The organism is Mycobacterium gastri (assembly GCF_002102175.1).
Lineage (GTDB): Bacteria > Actinomycetota > Actinomycetes > Mycobacteriales > Mycobacteriaceae > Mycobacterium > Mycobacterium gastri.
The window spans coordinates 74,681-88,293 of sequence record NZ_LQOX01000068.1 but is presented as its reverse complement, the minus strand read 5'-3'; the positions used below and the strand labels follow the sequence as shown (position 1 = coordinate 88,293).

The window sequence follows — 13,613 nt, the reverse complement described above, 5'->3', positions numbered from 1 at the left end:
GGACCATCATGTTTCACCCCACGGTGCGACCCGACGAGCTACGTGAAACCGCCCGCCTACTCCGGGCAACCAAATACCGGCATCCCTTCAAGTTCCTCAGCAAGATCACACCATATCCGGGAACGCCGTTGTACCAGGCATATTCGGCGGCAGGCTATCTGAGTGCGGAATGGCCGCTGGGGCAATGGGACTTCGTCGACCCCGAAGCCGCCCGGGTCTACGCCGACCTGGTCGCCCGCATCTCCCCCGACGAGAACATCAGCTACGACGAGGCCGAAGCCTTCTTCCTGGCCCGCCTCGACGAATGGGACGATGCCACCGCCCTCAGCGCCGGGTGACGGCCCGCTACTGCTTGTGTGAAACGTCGGCGATCACGCCGCCGTCCACGACGAATTCGGCGGCGGTGGCATATGACGACTCGTCGCTGGCCAGGAACAGTACGAAGGTCGACACGTCCTCGGGTTCTCCGGGGCGTCCGAGCGGAATATTCAGCACATCCTGGGGCAGTTTGGCGGTCATCGGGGTGCGGATCAGTCCCGGGTGAATGGAGTTGACCCGAATGTTGTTGGGCGCCAACTCCAATGCCGCGGACTTCGTCAGGCCGCGAACCGCCCACTTCGACGTCACATACCCGTGTACCCACGCCGCACCGCGCAGGCCCTCGATGGATGAGACGTTGACGATCGAGCCGCCGCCGGCAGCGATCATCGGGTCGACAACAGCCTGGATACCCAACAGGGTGCCGGTGACATTGACGTCGAGGATCTGTTGCCACTTGGTCAGGTCGAAAGTCTTGAGCGGACCATAGTTGATGATCCCGGCGTTGTTGACAAGGACGTCGAGCTTCTCGAACTCCCCCACCGCCGTTTCGACGGCCGCCGTCCAGTGCCCCGGCTGGGTCACGTCCAGATGCACGTAGCGCGCCGCCGGGCCCAACTCGCCGGCCAGGGCCCGGCCGTCGTCGTCGAGAATGTCACCGATCACCACCCTGGCGCCTTCGGCGACGAGCAACCGGGCATGGGAGGCTCCCATCCCGCGAGCACCGCCGCTGATCAGCGCAACCTTGTTGTCCACCCGGCCCATGACGGGCCAGGTTACTCCCGGCGCGTTGCGGCACTAGAAGCTGTTCGGCTGCGTCGCGGCCGGTCACGCGAAACAATGATCGACGTAATGGCCGGCGCTGGTTCTCAACCGGAGGTGCATGAGCGTTGTGGCCCCGTTACTCACGGCCTGCGGCGGGTTCTTGCTCGCCGTCTTGTGGATGGACCTGATTTTCGACGTCCAGGTCCTGCGCTACCGACGCACCAGCGACGAACTGCCCGAGCCGGTACTGGCGTCGATTGCGGGCTACTACCACCGGGCGACCACCACGTCGCGCCCGATGAGCCGGCTGGTCGCGCTGGTCATGGCGATCTTGGTGGGCGCCCTGGCGTTCGCGGCCGTGCACGGTCCCGGGCCCGGTTGGTTGTTGGCGGCGTCGGCCGTTCTCGTCGGTATCCCCGTCGGGCTGGCCGCAGTACACACGGTTCCCTGCGCGGTTCGACTTGGAAAGCGGGTCGATAGCCCTGCCGAACAGACCCGCCTCGCGCGAGCCATCTGCCGGGACCACCTCGTCTGCACCGGTGGCATACTGGCCTTCCTGCTCCTGTGGCTGACGTACAGCCTTGCCCGCTGAAGGGCCCTAGTCGCGACGTGCGCCACCTTGCTGGCCGCGCCGCCGGCGTTCGTACTAAACTAGAACACGTTTCAATTCGGCGCGCGTCCCAGGAGCAGGCATGCATACCGCCATATGTGACCAACTCGGTATCGAGTTCCCGATCTTCGCATTCACCCACTGCCGTGATGTCGTCGTTGCCGTCAGCAAAGCCGGCGGGTTCGGCGTGCTCGGCGCCGTCGGCTTCACACCCGAGCAGTTGGAGATCGAGTTGGACTGGATCGACGAGCACATCGGCGATCACCCGTACGGCGTCGACATCGTGATTCCGAACAAATACGAAGGCATGGATTCGCACCTGTCCGCCGAGGAGCTGGCCGAGACGCTGCGCAAGATGGTGCCGCAGGAGCATCTGGACTTCGCCCGCAAGATCCTCGCCGATCACGGTGTGCCGGTAGAGGACGGCGACAAGGAAAGCTTGCAGCTGCTCGGCTGGACCGAGGCGACGGCCACCCCGCAGGTCGAAGTGGCGCTGAAGCACCCGAGGGTGGCAATGATCGCCAACGCGCTCGGCACCCCACCACCGGACATGATCAACCACATTCACGACGCCGGACGCAAGGTTGCCGCGTTGTGCGGCTCGCCGTCGCAGGCCCGAAAGCATGCCGACGCCGGCGTCGACATCATCATCGCCCAGGGCGGGGAGGCCGGTGGGCATTGCGGTGAGGTCGGCTCCATCGTGCTGTGGCCGCAGGTGGTCAAGGAGGTGGCCCCGGTACCCGTCTTGGCCGCCGGCGGCATCGGCAGCGGCCAGCAGATCGCGGCGGCATTGGCACTGGGCGCGCAAGGAGCCTGGACCGGCTCGCAGTGGCTGATGGTCGAGGAAGCCGCCAATACCCCGGTTCAGCAAGCCACCTACGCCAAGGCCAGCAGCCGTGACACCGTGCGCAGCCGGTCATTCACCGGCAAGCCGGCTCGGATGCTCCGCAACGACTGGACCGAGGCCTGGGAGCAGCCGGACAGCCCGAAGCCGCTGGGCATGCCGTTGCAGTACATGGTGTCCGGCATGGCGGTGCGAGCCACCAACAAGTACCCGAACGAGAGCGTCGACGTCGCGTTCAATCCCATCGGGCAGGTCGTCGGTCAGTTCACCAAGGTCGAGAAAACCGCTACCGTCATCCAGCGGTGGGTGCAGGAGTACCTCGAGGCAACCAACCGACTCGACGAGCTCAACGCCGCCGCGACCGTCTGAGACGCCCAAGCGTCGGGCTAATCCAGGTCGTCGTCCTTACCGGTGAATACCTCTTTAACCCTGTCGACAGCGTGAGTGGCGATATCGATCGAGCTCTGGACGATGCCGCTGGCACCCCCGGCGATGTCGCCGCGGATGATGTCGCCGGCGTTTTCGACGATGTCCGACGCCTTCTCGACGGCGTTGGTCGCGATATCCTTGGCTGCGTCGACTGCGTCTTTGGGGTTGATGGCCATCGCAGGCTCCTAATTTGTTGACGGGATGCTTGATATGACTGTAGACCCCACAAGGGGGCGTGAGTTCTGGGTCAGTAGTCGACCAGCGTGCGCCAGTACTGCTCCGGAATTTCGTCGCCGGACCGCAAAACGCGTGCGAGTCCGACGGCCATCGCGATGCCGAGCAGCCCCAGCCATAACCCCGCCAGTCCGATGATCCACCACAGCACCGTGGTGACCGCCGGCCACGGCGACAACAACGCCAGCGCCGGCGCAAAGAAGAAACCGGTCCCGACATACCACGCCGAGCCCGCCCGATCCGACGCCAAGACCAGCCGCAACCATCGTGGAATCGGGGACTCAGCTGACTTGCGGTCGGTCGTCATCGCACTAGGTCAACCGATCATCCTTCGGGAGGGAAGAACCCGGCACCGGTGAACCACCCGGCTTGCCAACCCTGCGCTCCCAGACACAACATCGGCAGGCCGTCCGGCGTCTGGGCCGCCGCCTGCGGACCCGGGCAGGGGGCGCCCGCCTGCTGCACTCCGTACAGCGGGTAGGAGATCACCCAGTAACCGGTGGTGGCTGCCGGGAACTGGTTCGGTGGCGGGAAATGACAGGCTTCGGCCTGGCCGCTGGTGCCGCGACCGAAGATGAAGCGCTCGTAGTTGTCACAGGGCGCTCCTAATGAGGCGTCATAGTTCATGCCCGGCACATCACCCGGGTAGCGGCCGTTATCGGCGCCGGCGACCGGCACCAGGCCGATCGCAGCCCCGGTGAGCGCAGCGGTGGTCAGCAGTTCCCGAATCATCTCCACCCCTTCATGCGCCGCCTAGTTCCACCACAGCATAACGACTGTGGCGCAGCCCACAACAGCTGCCGCTACCACGCTGATGTTGTCGACGCAGCCAGATGACCAGGGCATTTCCCACTACCCGCTGATCGCCGGACAATCCGCCACAATGGCGGCGACAGTCGGTCGGCATCCGTCGCCCCAGGCGAGGCCGCTCCCCCGCCCGCCGAACGCGTGCCCGACCGGACGGGACCACAACCACCGGGAACGACGCGGCAGCTCGTCCGGACACATCCGCGGCTGCAGGCCAAGGCCGGCTGAACACGTTGCAGTTCGACATTCGCCACCTTGCATCGATGCTTCCCATCTCAGGTGGAGCAATGGATTATGGGCAGTAGAGACCACTAGCAGAATTCATATTGAGGAGTGGGCTTTGTCAACAGCCAAGTCAACAGCCAAGTCAACAGCCAAGCCGGTACCCAACCTGCCTCCCGGGTTTGACTTCACCGACCCTGATATCTATGCCGAGCGCCTGCCGGTGGCAGAACTAGCCGAGATGCGTCGATGCGCGCCGATCTGGTGGAACGAGCAGCCGATCGGCTGCGGGGGCTTCGATGACGGCGGCTATTGGGTGGTGACCAAACACAAAGACGTCAAAGAAATCTCGCGGCGCAGTGACGTCTTCTCCAGCCTGCAAAAGACTGCGCTGCCACGCTACAAAGACGGCACGGTCGCCGAGCAGATCGAGCGAGGCAAGTTCGTCCTGCTCAACATGGACGACCCACAGCACACCCGGTTGCGCAAGATCATCTCCCGCGGCTTCACGCCGGGGGCCGTCGAGCGGCTGCGCGACGACCTCAACGAGCGAGCCCGGCGCATCGTCGAGGCCGCGGCCACGCAGGGTTCCGGCGACTTCGTTGAGCAGGTGTCCTGCGAACTGCCGTTGCAGGCCATCGCCGGGTTGCTCGGTGTGCCCCAGGAAGACCGGATGAAGCTCTTCCACTGGTCCAACCAGATGGTGGGCGACCAGGATCCCGAGTTCGCCAGCAATGACGCCATCACCGCCTCGGTCGAACTGATCATGTATGCCATGCAAATGGCGGCCGACCGGGCCAAGAACCCGGGGCCGGACATCGTCACCAAGCTGGTGGAGGCCGACATCGACGGCCACAAGCTCTCCGAAGACGAGTTCGGGTTCTTCGTCATTCTGCTGGCCGTTGCCGGCAACGAGACCACCCGTAACTCGATCACCCAGGGCATGATGGCGTTCACGGACTTTCCCGACCAGTGGGAGTTGTACAAGCGGGAGCGCCCCGTCACGACGGCCGACGAGATCGTCCGGTGGGCCACCCCGGTCACCTCGTTCCAGCGGACGGCGTTGCGGGACTACGAACTCTCGGGGGTGCGGATCAAGAAGGGCCAACGTGTGGTGATGTTCTACCGCTCAGCCAATTTCGACGAAGAGGTGTTCGACGACCCGTTCACCTTCAACATTCTGCGTAATCCCAATCCGCACGTGGGATTTGGCGGCACCGGCGCACACTACTGCATCGGTGCCAACTTGGCGCGGATGACCATCGACTTGATGTTCAACGCGATCGCCGACGCCATGCCCGGCTTGGAGTCGACGGGCAAACCCGAACGGCTGCGGTCGGGCTGGCTGAACGGAATCAAGCACTGGCAGGTCGACTATCACAGCACCGCGTCAGCGAAATGCCCTGTCGCACATTGAACTTGAGCCGATAGGGTAAGCGCATGCCCATACATAAGGCGGTCCGGATAGCGTCGGCGGGTGCGGCTTTGGAGCTCGTCGACGTCGACACCGCGCCGCCTGCCCATGACGAGGTACGCATCGCGGTTTCCGCGTGTGGGGTATGCGGCACCGACCGGGCGTTCGTCAACGGCGGCTTTCCGAACACGCCCTGGCCGTTGACGCCGGGGCATGAAATCGCCGGCAGGGTGGTCGAACTCGGCGCAGGTGTCGATGATTTCGAGATCGGCGACCGAGTCGCCGTCGGCTGGTTCGGCGGGTGTTGCAACCGGTGCGGCCCCTGCCGCAACGGCACCTTTATTCACTGCGCGAACATGAAGGTGCCCGGCTGGCAGTACCCCGGTGGCTACGCGGAATCGGTGACGGTGCCCGCCAACGCGCTGGCCCGGATTCCCTCCGAACTCTCTGACGTGGAAGCAGCTCCCATGTGCTGCGCCGGTGTCACCACCTATAACGCACTGCGCCACACCAAGGCGCTGCCAGGTGACCGGGTGGCGATCCTGGGTATCGGCGGTCTGGGTCACCTCGGGGTGCAGTTCTCCCGGGCGATGGGCTTCGAGACCGTTGCGATCGCCAGAGGGACCGCCAAAGCAGAGGATGCGCGCCAGCTGGGCGCCCACCACTACGTCGACTCCACCGGCGGCGACGTCGCCGAAGCGCTGCGCAAGCTCGGCGGTGTTGCGGTCGTGCTGGCCACGGCGGGGAACTCAGCTGCCATGGCCGCGACGGTGCCCGGCCTACTTCCTCGCGGTGAACTGGTCGTGGTCGGTGTGACGACCGATCCGCTCCCGATCAGTCCGAGACAGCTGATCAATCCGGGCCTCAGCATTTCCGGACACCCCTCCGGTACCGCGAAGGACGTGGAGGACACCATGCATTTCGCGGTGCTTTCCGGCGTGCGGGCATGGGTCGAGGAGACACCCTTTTCGCACGCGGCGGACGGTTACGCGGCGATGGAGCAGGGGCGCACACGCTACCGCACCGTCCTTACCATGTGAAGTCGGCGCCGAGCTAATAGAGTCGTGCCGTGAGCGACACGGTGTGGACGCTGGACCCGTCCGGCGGTGAGTTGATCGTTCGTACCGGTGTCGCGGGCCGAGTCGCCCGAATGGGCCATCGGCTCACCATCGCTATGACTCGCTGGCAGGCCACGGTGAGCTGGGTGGCTGATGAACCCGCCACCGCAGAGCTTGCCGTGGAAGTGGATTCGCTGGAGGTGCTGCACGGCGAGGGTGGTGTCAAGAGCCTGTCCGGGCCGGAGAAGGCCCTGGTCCGGTCGAATGCGCTGAAGTCGCTCAACGCCGGACGCTTTCCGGATATTCGCTTCACCGCAGCGGAGATCGACAAGACCGAGGACGGTTACCGCCTCACCGGGCAGCTGCAGATCCGGGGCAAGTCGCGTCAACACGTGATCGACCTGCGCACCGAGGATCTTGGTGACTCCTGGGCGATGTCTGCCGAGTCGACGGTTCGCCAGTCCGACTACGGGGTCAAGCCTTATTCGCTGTTGATGGGCTCGCTGCAGGTCGCCGACGAGGTGACCGTGTCCTTTACCGCGGTTCGGACCAAGGACGGTTGACCGTCGGTACGGCGGGTCGACTACTCTGGCGGCTCCATGCCCGGGTCGCCGTAAGTGCCGGGAATGTGCTTGAGCACCCGGGTCAACAGTGGTGATCCACCGTTTGGACCCGGTTGTGGCGCAACGTCGTTCGGCTGCTCGGGGATGGCGTCGGTGAGCTCTTCACCAGAGGTGAGTTGGATGGGCTCCCGCTCTGTTGCGCGGCCCGGAAGAGGAGCGGGCAGCTGGGCACTCGCGGGCACCGGAGCTGCCGTCGCAACTGCCTCGGCGATTTCCGGTGTCGATGTGGGGACGGAGCGCTGCGCCGTTTCGGAGTGCCTGTCCGGAGTCAGTTGCAGGCCAACCGCCAGGGACACCGAAGCCACGAAGGTAACCGCGGCCGCCGCCAAAGTGGTTGCCGCTCCGGCGTATTGGCGTGACCGCTTGGATACGATGGTGGGTTCGCCGGTGTCTGCCACCAATCGCTCGTCGGTGAACTCGGTGGTTCGGGCGGCCGCCTGCGCCGTGCCCCGCGCGATAGTCACCTGCGCCATGGTCTGCGCGAAAACCGGTACCGGCAGAGCGGTTTCGAGTTGCCAGGAAAAGTCGCTGATGTCAAGGTCGGAACCCACCACCACCACGGCGGCCGGACGCCACGCACTGCGGTCGAACATGCCGGTCAGCCACGAGGTCAGTCCGTCATAACCACCACGGACATGTTTGATTGCTGTTTGGGTCTTTTCGTCGTGGGTGTCAACCATGACGACGGTTGCCCATTCGCGTTCGAGGATGCACACCGCGGTCTGTTCGTATCCGATGACCGGTGCGACCGCCTCTGCCAGTGTCTCGACGGCATCGAGCAGCCGAACCGGTACGACGTTGTCGAATCCGGCGTCGGTCAAGGCCTCGACCAGTAGCGCGGCTAGCGCGGAAGCTTCGTCGTTCCAGGTCACTCCGACGACACGTAACCGGTGGCCGGCCGCCGCGGCCAATTCTCCCGCACGGATGACTTCCGCCGCCGCCTGTTCCGCGGCATGGACGACGCCCACTCCTCGGCCACCGCGCAGCTGCATCTCGTGATGATGCAAGATGTGGCCCTCTGCGCCGTGCCCTTCAGCCAGGACCCAACCCACGGCGGTCGGTGTCACTGACAGCCCAAGTACCGTCTCCAAAATTTCGCACCTCAATCGTTCCCGAATCGTTCCCCGGTTCTTCAGGCGCCTCGATCCAACGCCGTCGCACCCGCATACACCGACGGGCCTGGTGTGCTGATGCGTGAGCGCCGGAACGGACCGGGATAGCCCGGAAGATCGTTGTCTCCATCGGCTTGCCTGACAGAGACTACGCGGTCGACGCAAGTTCGGCTTCTCCGGTGGGTAAACCGTCAGGTGACTCACATGAAACGGACATGGCGACCGGATGGCCGGCCGCCGTCGGAGACTTGCGCCGGGGGCGCCGGCACCGGGCTTCCCGGTCGTCTGGGCACGAGCCCGGGGTAACGCGCGAAACGTTGCTCGAGTTGCGTCCGGCGTGTCGAGGTCCGACGTGCTGTATCGGTTCACTATTCTTTGTACCGCTCCCCGCCTGCCGCCTTCTACCCTGCTCCGGGTGCATAGCACTCGTTTGCGCTCCGGATTATCCGGGCCGCAACGGGGCAATGGGGCAAGCGGTGAGTCCGTCGCCGACTCGCATAGCACAGTTGCTGTGTCGGCGGGGGTAACTGATATCGAAATGGAATGACTTCGCGTCCCGATCGACATTTGCCCTACTCACACGGTAAGTTCTGCCGGGAGCACGCGAGCACATACGGACAAGGGGCAGGGTATGACAGACGTGAGCGGGAAGATTCGGGCGTGGGGCCGACGCCTTGTGATCGGCGCGGCTGCTGCGGCGGCCCTTCCTGGCCTGGTCGGACTCGCCGGCGGAGCGGCGACCGCGGGAGCGTTCTCCCGGCCCGGCCTGCCGGTGGAGTACCTCCAGGTGCCGTCGGCTGCGATGGGTCGCAGTATCAAAGTTCAATTCCAAAGCGGCGGGGACAACTCGCCGGCGGTGTACCTGCTCGACGGTCTCCGCGCTCAAGACGACTACAACGGCTGGGACATCAACACCCCCGCCTTCGAGTGGTATTACCAATCGGGCCTGTCGGTCATCATGCCGGTCGGTGGACAGTCCAGTTTCTACAGTGACTGGTACAGCCCGGCCTGCGGCAAGGCCGGCTGCACGACCTACAAGTGGGAGACCTTCGTCACCAGCGAGCTGCCGCAGTGGCTGTCCGCGAACCGGAGTGTCAAGCCCACCGGAAGTGCCGCGGTCGGTATCTCGATGGCCGGCTCGTCTGCCCTGATCCTGGCCGTCTACCACCCGCAGCAGTTCGTCTACGCCGGTTCGCTGTCGGCCCTGATGGACCCCTCCCAGGGCATGGGGCCATCCCTGATCGGCCTGGCGATGGGTGACGCCGGTGGTTACAAGGCCTCGGACATGTGGGGACCCTCGAGTGACCCGGCCTGGCAGCGTAACGACCCGTCGCTGCATATCCCGGAACTGGTCGCCAACAACACCCGCCTGTGGATCTACTGCGGTAATGGCACCCCATCCGAGTTGGGCGGTGCCAATGTTCCCGCCGAGTTCCTGGAGAACTTTGTCCGCAGCAGCAACCTGAAATTCCAGGACGCCTACAACGCCGCGGGCGGCCACAACGCCGTGTTCAATTTGGACGCCAACGGAACGCACAGCTGGGAGTACTGGGGCGCGCAGCTCAACGCCATGAAGGGTGACCTGCAGGCCAGCCTCGGCGCCCGCTGATCGGCACAACGTTTGCAGCTACTGGGCTTGACGGCGAGACGCCGTCAAGCCCAGTAGCGTGTGCGGCGCCTTCGATGAGCCGGTCTACCTGCCCGCACCGACCTGGCTGGTGATATCGACCCATGCGGTGGTGTCGCGGCGGTGGTCATTGACGTTGCGGCACTGACCGTACAGACGCAGGACCCCGGCGCCGGTGTCGTCACCGTGACGGTAGATGACCGCCGTAACGGCGTCCTTGGACAGGGTCCTGCCGAACACTTGGCCGTTGGGCGACAGCCCCTCGGTCCAGCCGTGGCCGACCAGCGCCGCCGAGATGTCGCGAAAGTACGCGTCGGCGCGGGCCTCGGCGGGTAGCGCGAAGGTCAGGTAGACCGCCCCTTGATACGGCGGATCGTCCCGGTTCTTGCAGGACATCAAGAGGTACCCGGCTGTGGTCGTCTGAAGTCCGGCGACGCTGACGATCTGTTTTGCCTTGTCGACGACCTGGGCCGCGGTTGCGGCGTCGCTGAGGGGGTGATCGACAGAGTTGGCGGACGAACCACGATGGCGATTCGCCACCAGCAGAACAGCTCCACCGAACAGCAAGCACATCACCAGCGCGGCGGCGAGAACGGTCCGAACCCCTCTCGCCCGCAACCAATCTCCGCTAGTACCGGCGTGTCGAACCATCAGCCGACCTGGTCACCTCCGGAGATAACGGCGATCAGGCCGCCGATCCCCGACGGACAACTGACCGGCGCGACGGCTGCGGCTTGCGCGGCCGTCGCGCCGGGCCATCGTTGACTGTCACATGCCGCGACGCAAGAACTTCCGGACCGAGAGCCTGGGGGTCTTCCGCGAACGATACCTGAGTCAACGGCGGTTCTCAGCAACATTCATCCAGGGGCGGCGACGCGGCAGTCCGGGTCGCGGCCGCAGCCCCGGCCACCCCATCGGCCGGCCCGCCAGCCGTCGGGCGTCAGGGCCGACGCCCGAAGCGTCCAACACTAAGATTTTGTCTCAGATTATGGCCTCGTGAAGTTTGCTGGACTCGTCGGCATACGTCCGCCGAACCGACAGCGCACCCGGCGAGTCAACGCGGCCTCCCCGCTTGGACAAGCCGTTGTCAACGGGTGATCCAGGGTACAGCGTGACCCGTCGGCCCAGTCGCGGGCAGTGGTTTGATTCGCTCGGCCGGATGTCGTTTGCGCAAATCACAATGCGGCGGCTAACCAATTTCATAAGTTTTTCTAGGCGGTAACGCTTTGACCACGGCCGCCGAAATGCCGGACATGACACGCTTCGCAAAGCCCCTCATCAAGTCCGCCACGGCCGCAGCCTTCGTCGCGGCTTCGATGTCACTATCCACCGGCATCGCCCACGCCGAAGTCATGAACTGGGACGCTGTCGCGCAGTGCGAGTCGGGTGGCAACTGGACCGCCAACACCGGCAACGGTGCCTACGGTGGACTTCAGTTCAAGCAAGCCACGTGGGACGAGTACGGCGGCGTCGGGAACCCCGCTACCGCCTCTAAGCAGGAACAAATCACCGTGGCCAACCGTGTCCTGGCCGGCCAGGGACCCGCCGCGTGGCCGAAGTGCGCCAGCGCCGGCGGTCTGCCGCCCGTGCCCGTGGCGTTGCCCAAGCCGGTGCGGCAGCTGCAGCAGACGGTGACTCAGATCATCTCGATATTCACACCGCGTCAGTGAATATCGGTGTTTCCGTTCCCAGCGTTACAGGGACGTGATTGGATCATGCTATGGAGGGTTCGGCAACGGTTCACATGGCGGCCCCAGCGGAAAAGATCTGGGACTTAATCGCCGATATTCGTAATACCGGACGGTTTTCACCGGAAACGTTCGAGGCCGAGTGGCTCGACGGTGCGACCGGCCCGGCGCTCGGCGCAAGATTCCGCGGCCACGTCCGCCGAAATGAGATCGGGCCCGTCTACTGGACGGTGTGCAAGGTGACGGCGTGTGAGCGCCCCCGCGAGTTCGGGTTTGCTGTGATGGCCGGCGGTAGATCGGTGAACAATTGGCACTACCGGCTCGCACCGGCGGGTGATGGCACCGATGTCACCGAGTCGTTTCGGCTCACCCCTTCGGTGTTCACGACCGTGTATTACTGGGCGTTCGGTGGCTGGTTGCGCAAACGCCGCAACATCCGGGACATGACCAAGACGCTGCACCGCATCAAAGATGTCGTCGAAGCCGAGTGAAGCCGATTGAGGGCGGGCGTCACCAGATCGTATGAAGTCGATATTCATCACCGGCGCCGGCAGTGGAATGGGCCGCGAGGGGGCAAGGCTCTTCCATGCCAAGGGCTGGCGTGTCGGTGCGGTAGACCGTGACGACGCCGGTCTGGCAACCCTGAGCGGTGAGCTCGGCGCCGGGTTGTGGACACGGGTGGTCGACGTGACTGACAAGGCCGCGCAGGACTCGGCGCTCGCCGACTTTTGCGCCGACAATGCGGGCGGCGGGCTCGACATGATGTGGAACAACGCCGGCATCGGCGAAGGCGGATGGTTCGAAGACGTGCCGTATGACGTCGCGATGCGCGTCGTCGATGTCAACTTCAAGGCGGTGCTGGCCGGGGCTTACGGCGCGCTGCCTTACCTGAAGAAGGCCCCGGGCAGCCTGATGTTCTCGACGTCCTCGTCGTCGGCCACGTATGGCATGCCCGGCCTTGCTGTCTACTCGGCCACCAAGCACGCGGTCAAAGGGCTGACCGAGGCGCTCAGTGTGGAGTGGCAGCGGCACGGTGTGCGGGTGGCCGACGTGTTACCCGGTCTGATCGACACCGCGATTCTCACCTCGACGCGCCAGCATTCCCAGGAGGGCGCGCCCACGCTTTCGGCGCAGCAGATCCGTGCCGCCGCGCCCAAGAGGGGCATGTTTCGGCTGATGCCGGCGACCAGTGTCGCCGAGGCGGCCTGGCGGGCCTACCAGCATCCCACCAGATTGCATTGGTATGTGCCCCAAAGCATCCGGTGGATCGACCGGCTCAAGGGGGCGAGTCCGGAGTTCGTCCGGCGCCGCATCATCAAAGCCCTGCCCAGGCTGCAGCCGGGGCAGCAGTAGAGTTTCGTGCACAAAGCTCGGGCCCACGATGCCCACAAGGCCCACAAGGGAGGTGGCTGGTGCGAAGCCGGTTGGTCAGGGTGGCAGGCATTGCAGTGGTCGTGGTCGCAGGTCTTTCCGGGTGCGCGGAAGGGCAGACAGTGCCGCGCAAGGCCGCACATCTGACGATCGACGGCTACACACGCACCACGCGTCCGGCCGCATGCAGCCAGGAGCAGTCCTACCGGACCATCGACATCCGTGACCGCGACGGACACGTCCAGGCCGTGGTACTGGTCAGCGGTGAGCGGGTGATCCCGCAATGGGTCAAGATCCGCAACGTCGACGGGTTCAACGGCAGCTTCTGGGAAGGCGGGGTGGGCCAGGCCCACGCCGACCTGTCCCGCGGCACCTACACCATCACCGGCAGCGCCTACGGTATCGGCAACAGCAACCCCAACAAAGTCGTGACCACGGACTTCAAGATCGTCGCCGACTGCTGAAACGTCACGCGCGTCCCGACCCGACGG

16 protein-coding genes and 1 pseudogene are annotated in these 13,613 nt (G+C 64.9%); 11 read left to right on the top strand and 6 right to left on the bottom strand.

Features of this window, described 5'->3' with window-relative positions:
* A pseudogene (locus AWC07_RS06360) lies at positions 1–338 on the top strand (B12-binding domain-containing radical SAM protein); the annotation flags it as partial.
* 7 nt (positions 339–345) lie between these two features.
* Here AWC07_RS06360 and AWC07_RS06355 read toward each other — a convergent pair.
* The gene (locus tag AWC07_RS06355; RefSeq protein ID WP_036411958.1) at positions 346–1,083 is read right to left on the bottom strand and encodes a glucose 1-dehydrogenase; all 738 of its coding nucleotides are present in this window, start codon (positions 1,081–1,083) and stop codon (positions 346–348) included.
* A 127-nt stretch (positions 1,084–1,210) separates the two neighbouring features.
* Here AWC07_RS06355 and AWC07_RS06350 point away from each other — a divergent pair, with 127 nt between their 5' ends.
* On the top strand, positions 1,211–1,675 hold the full coding sequence (locus AWC07_RS06350; RefSeq protein WP_036411967.1) for a hypothetical protein: 465 nt from the start codon (positions 1,211–1,213) through the stop codon (positions 1,673–1,675).
* Between the two features lie 100 nt (positions 1,676–1,775).
* A complete protein-coding gene (locus AWC07_RS06345) occupies positions 1,776–2,906 on the top strand; it encodes a nitronate monooxygenase (protein ID WP_036411956.1) in 1,131 nt (376 codons plus the stop codon).
* A 17-nt stretch (positions 2,907–2,923) separates the two neighbouring features.
* Here the strand turns inward: AWC07_RS06345 and AWC07_RS06340 are convergent, their stop codons facing one another.
* The 3 genes from AWC07_RS06340 to AWC07_RS06330 form a co-directional block, all read right to left on the bottom strand.
* The gene (locus tag AWC07_RS06340) at positions 2,924–3,142 is read right to left on the bottom strand and encodes an Rv1893 family protein (RefSeq protein ID WP_023364230.1); all 219 of its coding nucleotides are present in this window, start codon (positions 3,140–3,142) and stop codon (positions 2,924–2,926) included.
* A 71-nt stretch (positions 3,143–3,213) separates the two neighbouring features.
* Entirely contained in the window at positions 3,214–3,507 is a 294-nt protein-coding gene (locus AWC07_RS06335) for a hypothetical protein (RefSeq protein WP_036411955.1), read from the bottom strand.
* A 17-nt stretch (positions 3,508–3,524) separates the two neighbouring features.
* Positions 3,525–3,932, bottom strand: coding sequence for a hypothetical protein (locus tag AWC07_RS06330; protein ID WP_036411966.1), 408 nt, complete (start codon positions 3,930–3,932; stop codon positions 3,525–3,527).
* 415 nt (positions 3,933–4,347) lie between these two features.
* Here AWC07_RS06330 and AWC07_RS06325 point away from each other — a divergent pair, with 415 nt between their 5' ends.
* Genes AWC07_RS06325 through AWC07_RS06315 form a run of 3 tightly spaced genes read left to right on the top strand, consistent with a single transcriptional unit; the run spans position 4,348 to position 7,264 of the window.
* A complete protein-coding gene (locus tag AWC07_RS06325; RefSeq protein WP_036418773.1) occupies positions 4,348–5,646 on the top strand; it encodes a cytochrome P450 in 1,299 nt (432 codons plus the stop codon).
* 23 nt (positions 5,647–5,669) lie between these two features.
* Positions 5,670–6,683 carry an alcohol dehydrogenase catalytic domain-containing protein gene (locus AWC07_RS06320; RefSeq protein ID WP_036418774.1) on the top strand — a complete coding sequence of 338 codons (1,014 nt, stop codon included), beginning with the start codon at positions 5,670–5,672 and terminating at the stop codon, positions 6,681–6,683.
* Positions 6,684–6,712: 29 nt separating this feature from the next.
* Positions 6,713–7,264 carry a YceI family protein gene (locus AWC07_RS06315; protein WP_036418775.1) on the top strand — a complete coding sequence of 184 codons (552 nt, stop codon included), beginning with the start codon at positions 6,713–6,715 and terminating at the stop codon, positions 7,262–7,264.
* Positions 7,265–7,284: 20 nt separating this feature from the next.
* Here AWC07_RS06315 and AWC07_RS06310 read toward each other — a convergent pair whose 3' ends face one another.
* Entirely contained in the window at positions 7,285–8,415 is a 1,131-nt protein-coding gene (locus tag AWC07_RS06310; protein WP_036418776.1) for a DUF7159 family protein, read from the bottom strand.
* A gap of 652 nt (positions 8,416–9,067) precedes the next feature.
* Between AWC07_RS06310 and ag85B the strand changes: the two genes are divergently transcribed.
* A complete protein-coding gene (gene ag85B, locus AWC07_RS06305; protein ID WP_036418777.1) occupies positions 9,068–10,045 on the top strand; it encodes a diacylglycerol acyltransferase/mycolyltransferase Ag85B in 978 nt (325 codons plus the stop codon).
* Positions 10,046–10,129: 84 nt separating this feature from the next.
* Here ag85B and AWC07_RS06300 read toward each other — a convergent pair whose 3' ends face one another.
* Complete coding sequence (locus tag AWC07_RS06300; protein WP_208622367.1) at positions 10,130–10,714, bottom strand: hypothetical protein; 585 nt, start codon at positions 10,712–10,714, stop codon at positions 10,130–10,132.
* 602 nt (positions 10,715–11,316) lie between these two features.
* On the opposite strand from AWC07_RS06300, the gene AWC07_RS06295 reads away from it, so the two are divergent.
* From AWC07_RS06295 to AWC07_RS06280, 4 genes are read left to right on the top strand one after another with little or no spacing between them, the layout of a single operon-like run.
* Positions 11,317–11,733: a transglycosylase family protein gene (locus AWC07_RS06295; RefSeq protein WP_036418826.1), complete on the top strand. Its 417-nt coding sequence runs from the start codon at positions 11,317–11,319 to the stop codon at positions 11,731–11,733.
* A gap of 50 nt (positions 11,734–11,783) precedes the next feature.
* Positions 11,784–12,242 (top strand): SRPBCC family protein, encoded by a 459-nt coding sequence (locus AWC07_RS06290; protein WP_036418778.1) that lies wholly within the window; start codon positions 11,784–11,786, stop codon positions 12,240–12,242.
* A gap of 31 nt (positions 12,243–12,273) precedes the next feature.
* Positions 12,274–13,104, top strand: coding sequence for an SDR family oxidoreductase (locus AWC07_RS06285; RefSeq protein ID WP_036418779.1), 831 nt, complete (start codon positions 12,274–12,276; stop codon positions 13,102–13,104).
* Positions 13,105–13,163: 59 nt separating this feature from the next.
* Positions 13,164–13,586, top strand: coding sequence for a lipoprotein LpqH (locus tag AWC07_RS06280; protein ID WP_036418781.1), 423 nt, complete (start codon positions 13,164–13,166; stop codon positions 13,584–13,586).
* Positions 13,587–13,613: the final 27 nt, after the last annotated feature.

Excerpts from the sequence above, each read along its gene's own strand:
- AWC07_RS06355 (WP_036411958.1), bottom strand. The coding sequence starts at position 1,083 with ATGGGCCGGGTGGACAACAAGGTTGCGCTGATCAGCGGCGGTGCTCGC.
- AWC07_RS06345 (WP_036411956.1), top strand. The coding sequence starts at position 1,776 with ATGCATACCGCCATATGTGACCAACTCGGTATCGAGTTCCCGATCTTC.
- AWC07_RS06340 (WP_023364230.1), bottom strand. The coding sequence starts at position 3,142 with ATGGCCATCAACCCCAAAGACGCAGTCGACGCAGCCAAGGATATCGCG.
- AWC07_RS06335 (WP_036411955.1), bottom strand. The coding sequence starts at position 3,507 with ATGACGACCGACCGCAAGTCAGCTGAGTCCCCGATTCCACGATGGTTG.
- AWC07_RS06330 (WP_036411966.1), bottom strand. The coding sequence starts at position 3,932 with ATGATTCGGGAACTGCTGACCACCGCTGCGCTCACCGGGGCTGCGATC.
- AWC07_RS06320 (WP_036418774.1), top strand. The coding sequence starts at position 5,670 with ATGCCCATACATAAGGCGGTCCGGATAGCGTCGGCGGGTGCGGCTTTG.
- ag85B (WP_036418777.1), top strand. The coding sequence starts at position 9,068 with ATGACAGACGTGAGCGGGAAGATTCGGGCGTGGGGCCGACGCCTTGTG.
- AWC07_RS06300 (WP_208622367.1), bottom strand. The coding sequence starts at position 10,714 with ATGGTTCGACACGCCGGTACTAGCGGAGATTGGTTGCGGGCGAGAGGG.
- AWC07_RS06295 (WP_036418826.1), top strand. The coding sequence starts at position 11,317 with ATGACACGCTTCGCAAAGCCCCTCATCAAGTCCGCCACGGCCGCAGCC.
- AWC07_RS06290 (WP_036418778.1), top strand. The coding sequence starts at position 11,784 with ATGGAGGGTTCGGCAACGGTTCACATGGCGGCCCCAGCGGAAAAGATC.
- AWC07_RS06285 (WP_036418779.1), top strand. The coding sequence starts at position 12,274 with ATGAAGTCGATATTCATCACCGGCGCCGGCAGTGGAATGGGCCGCGAG.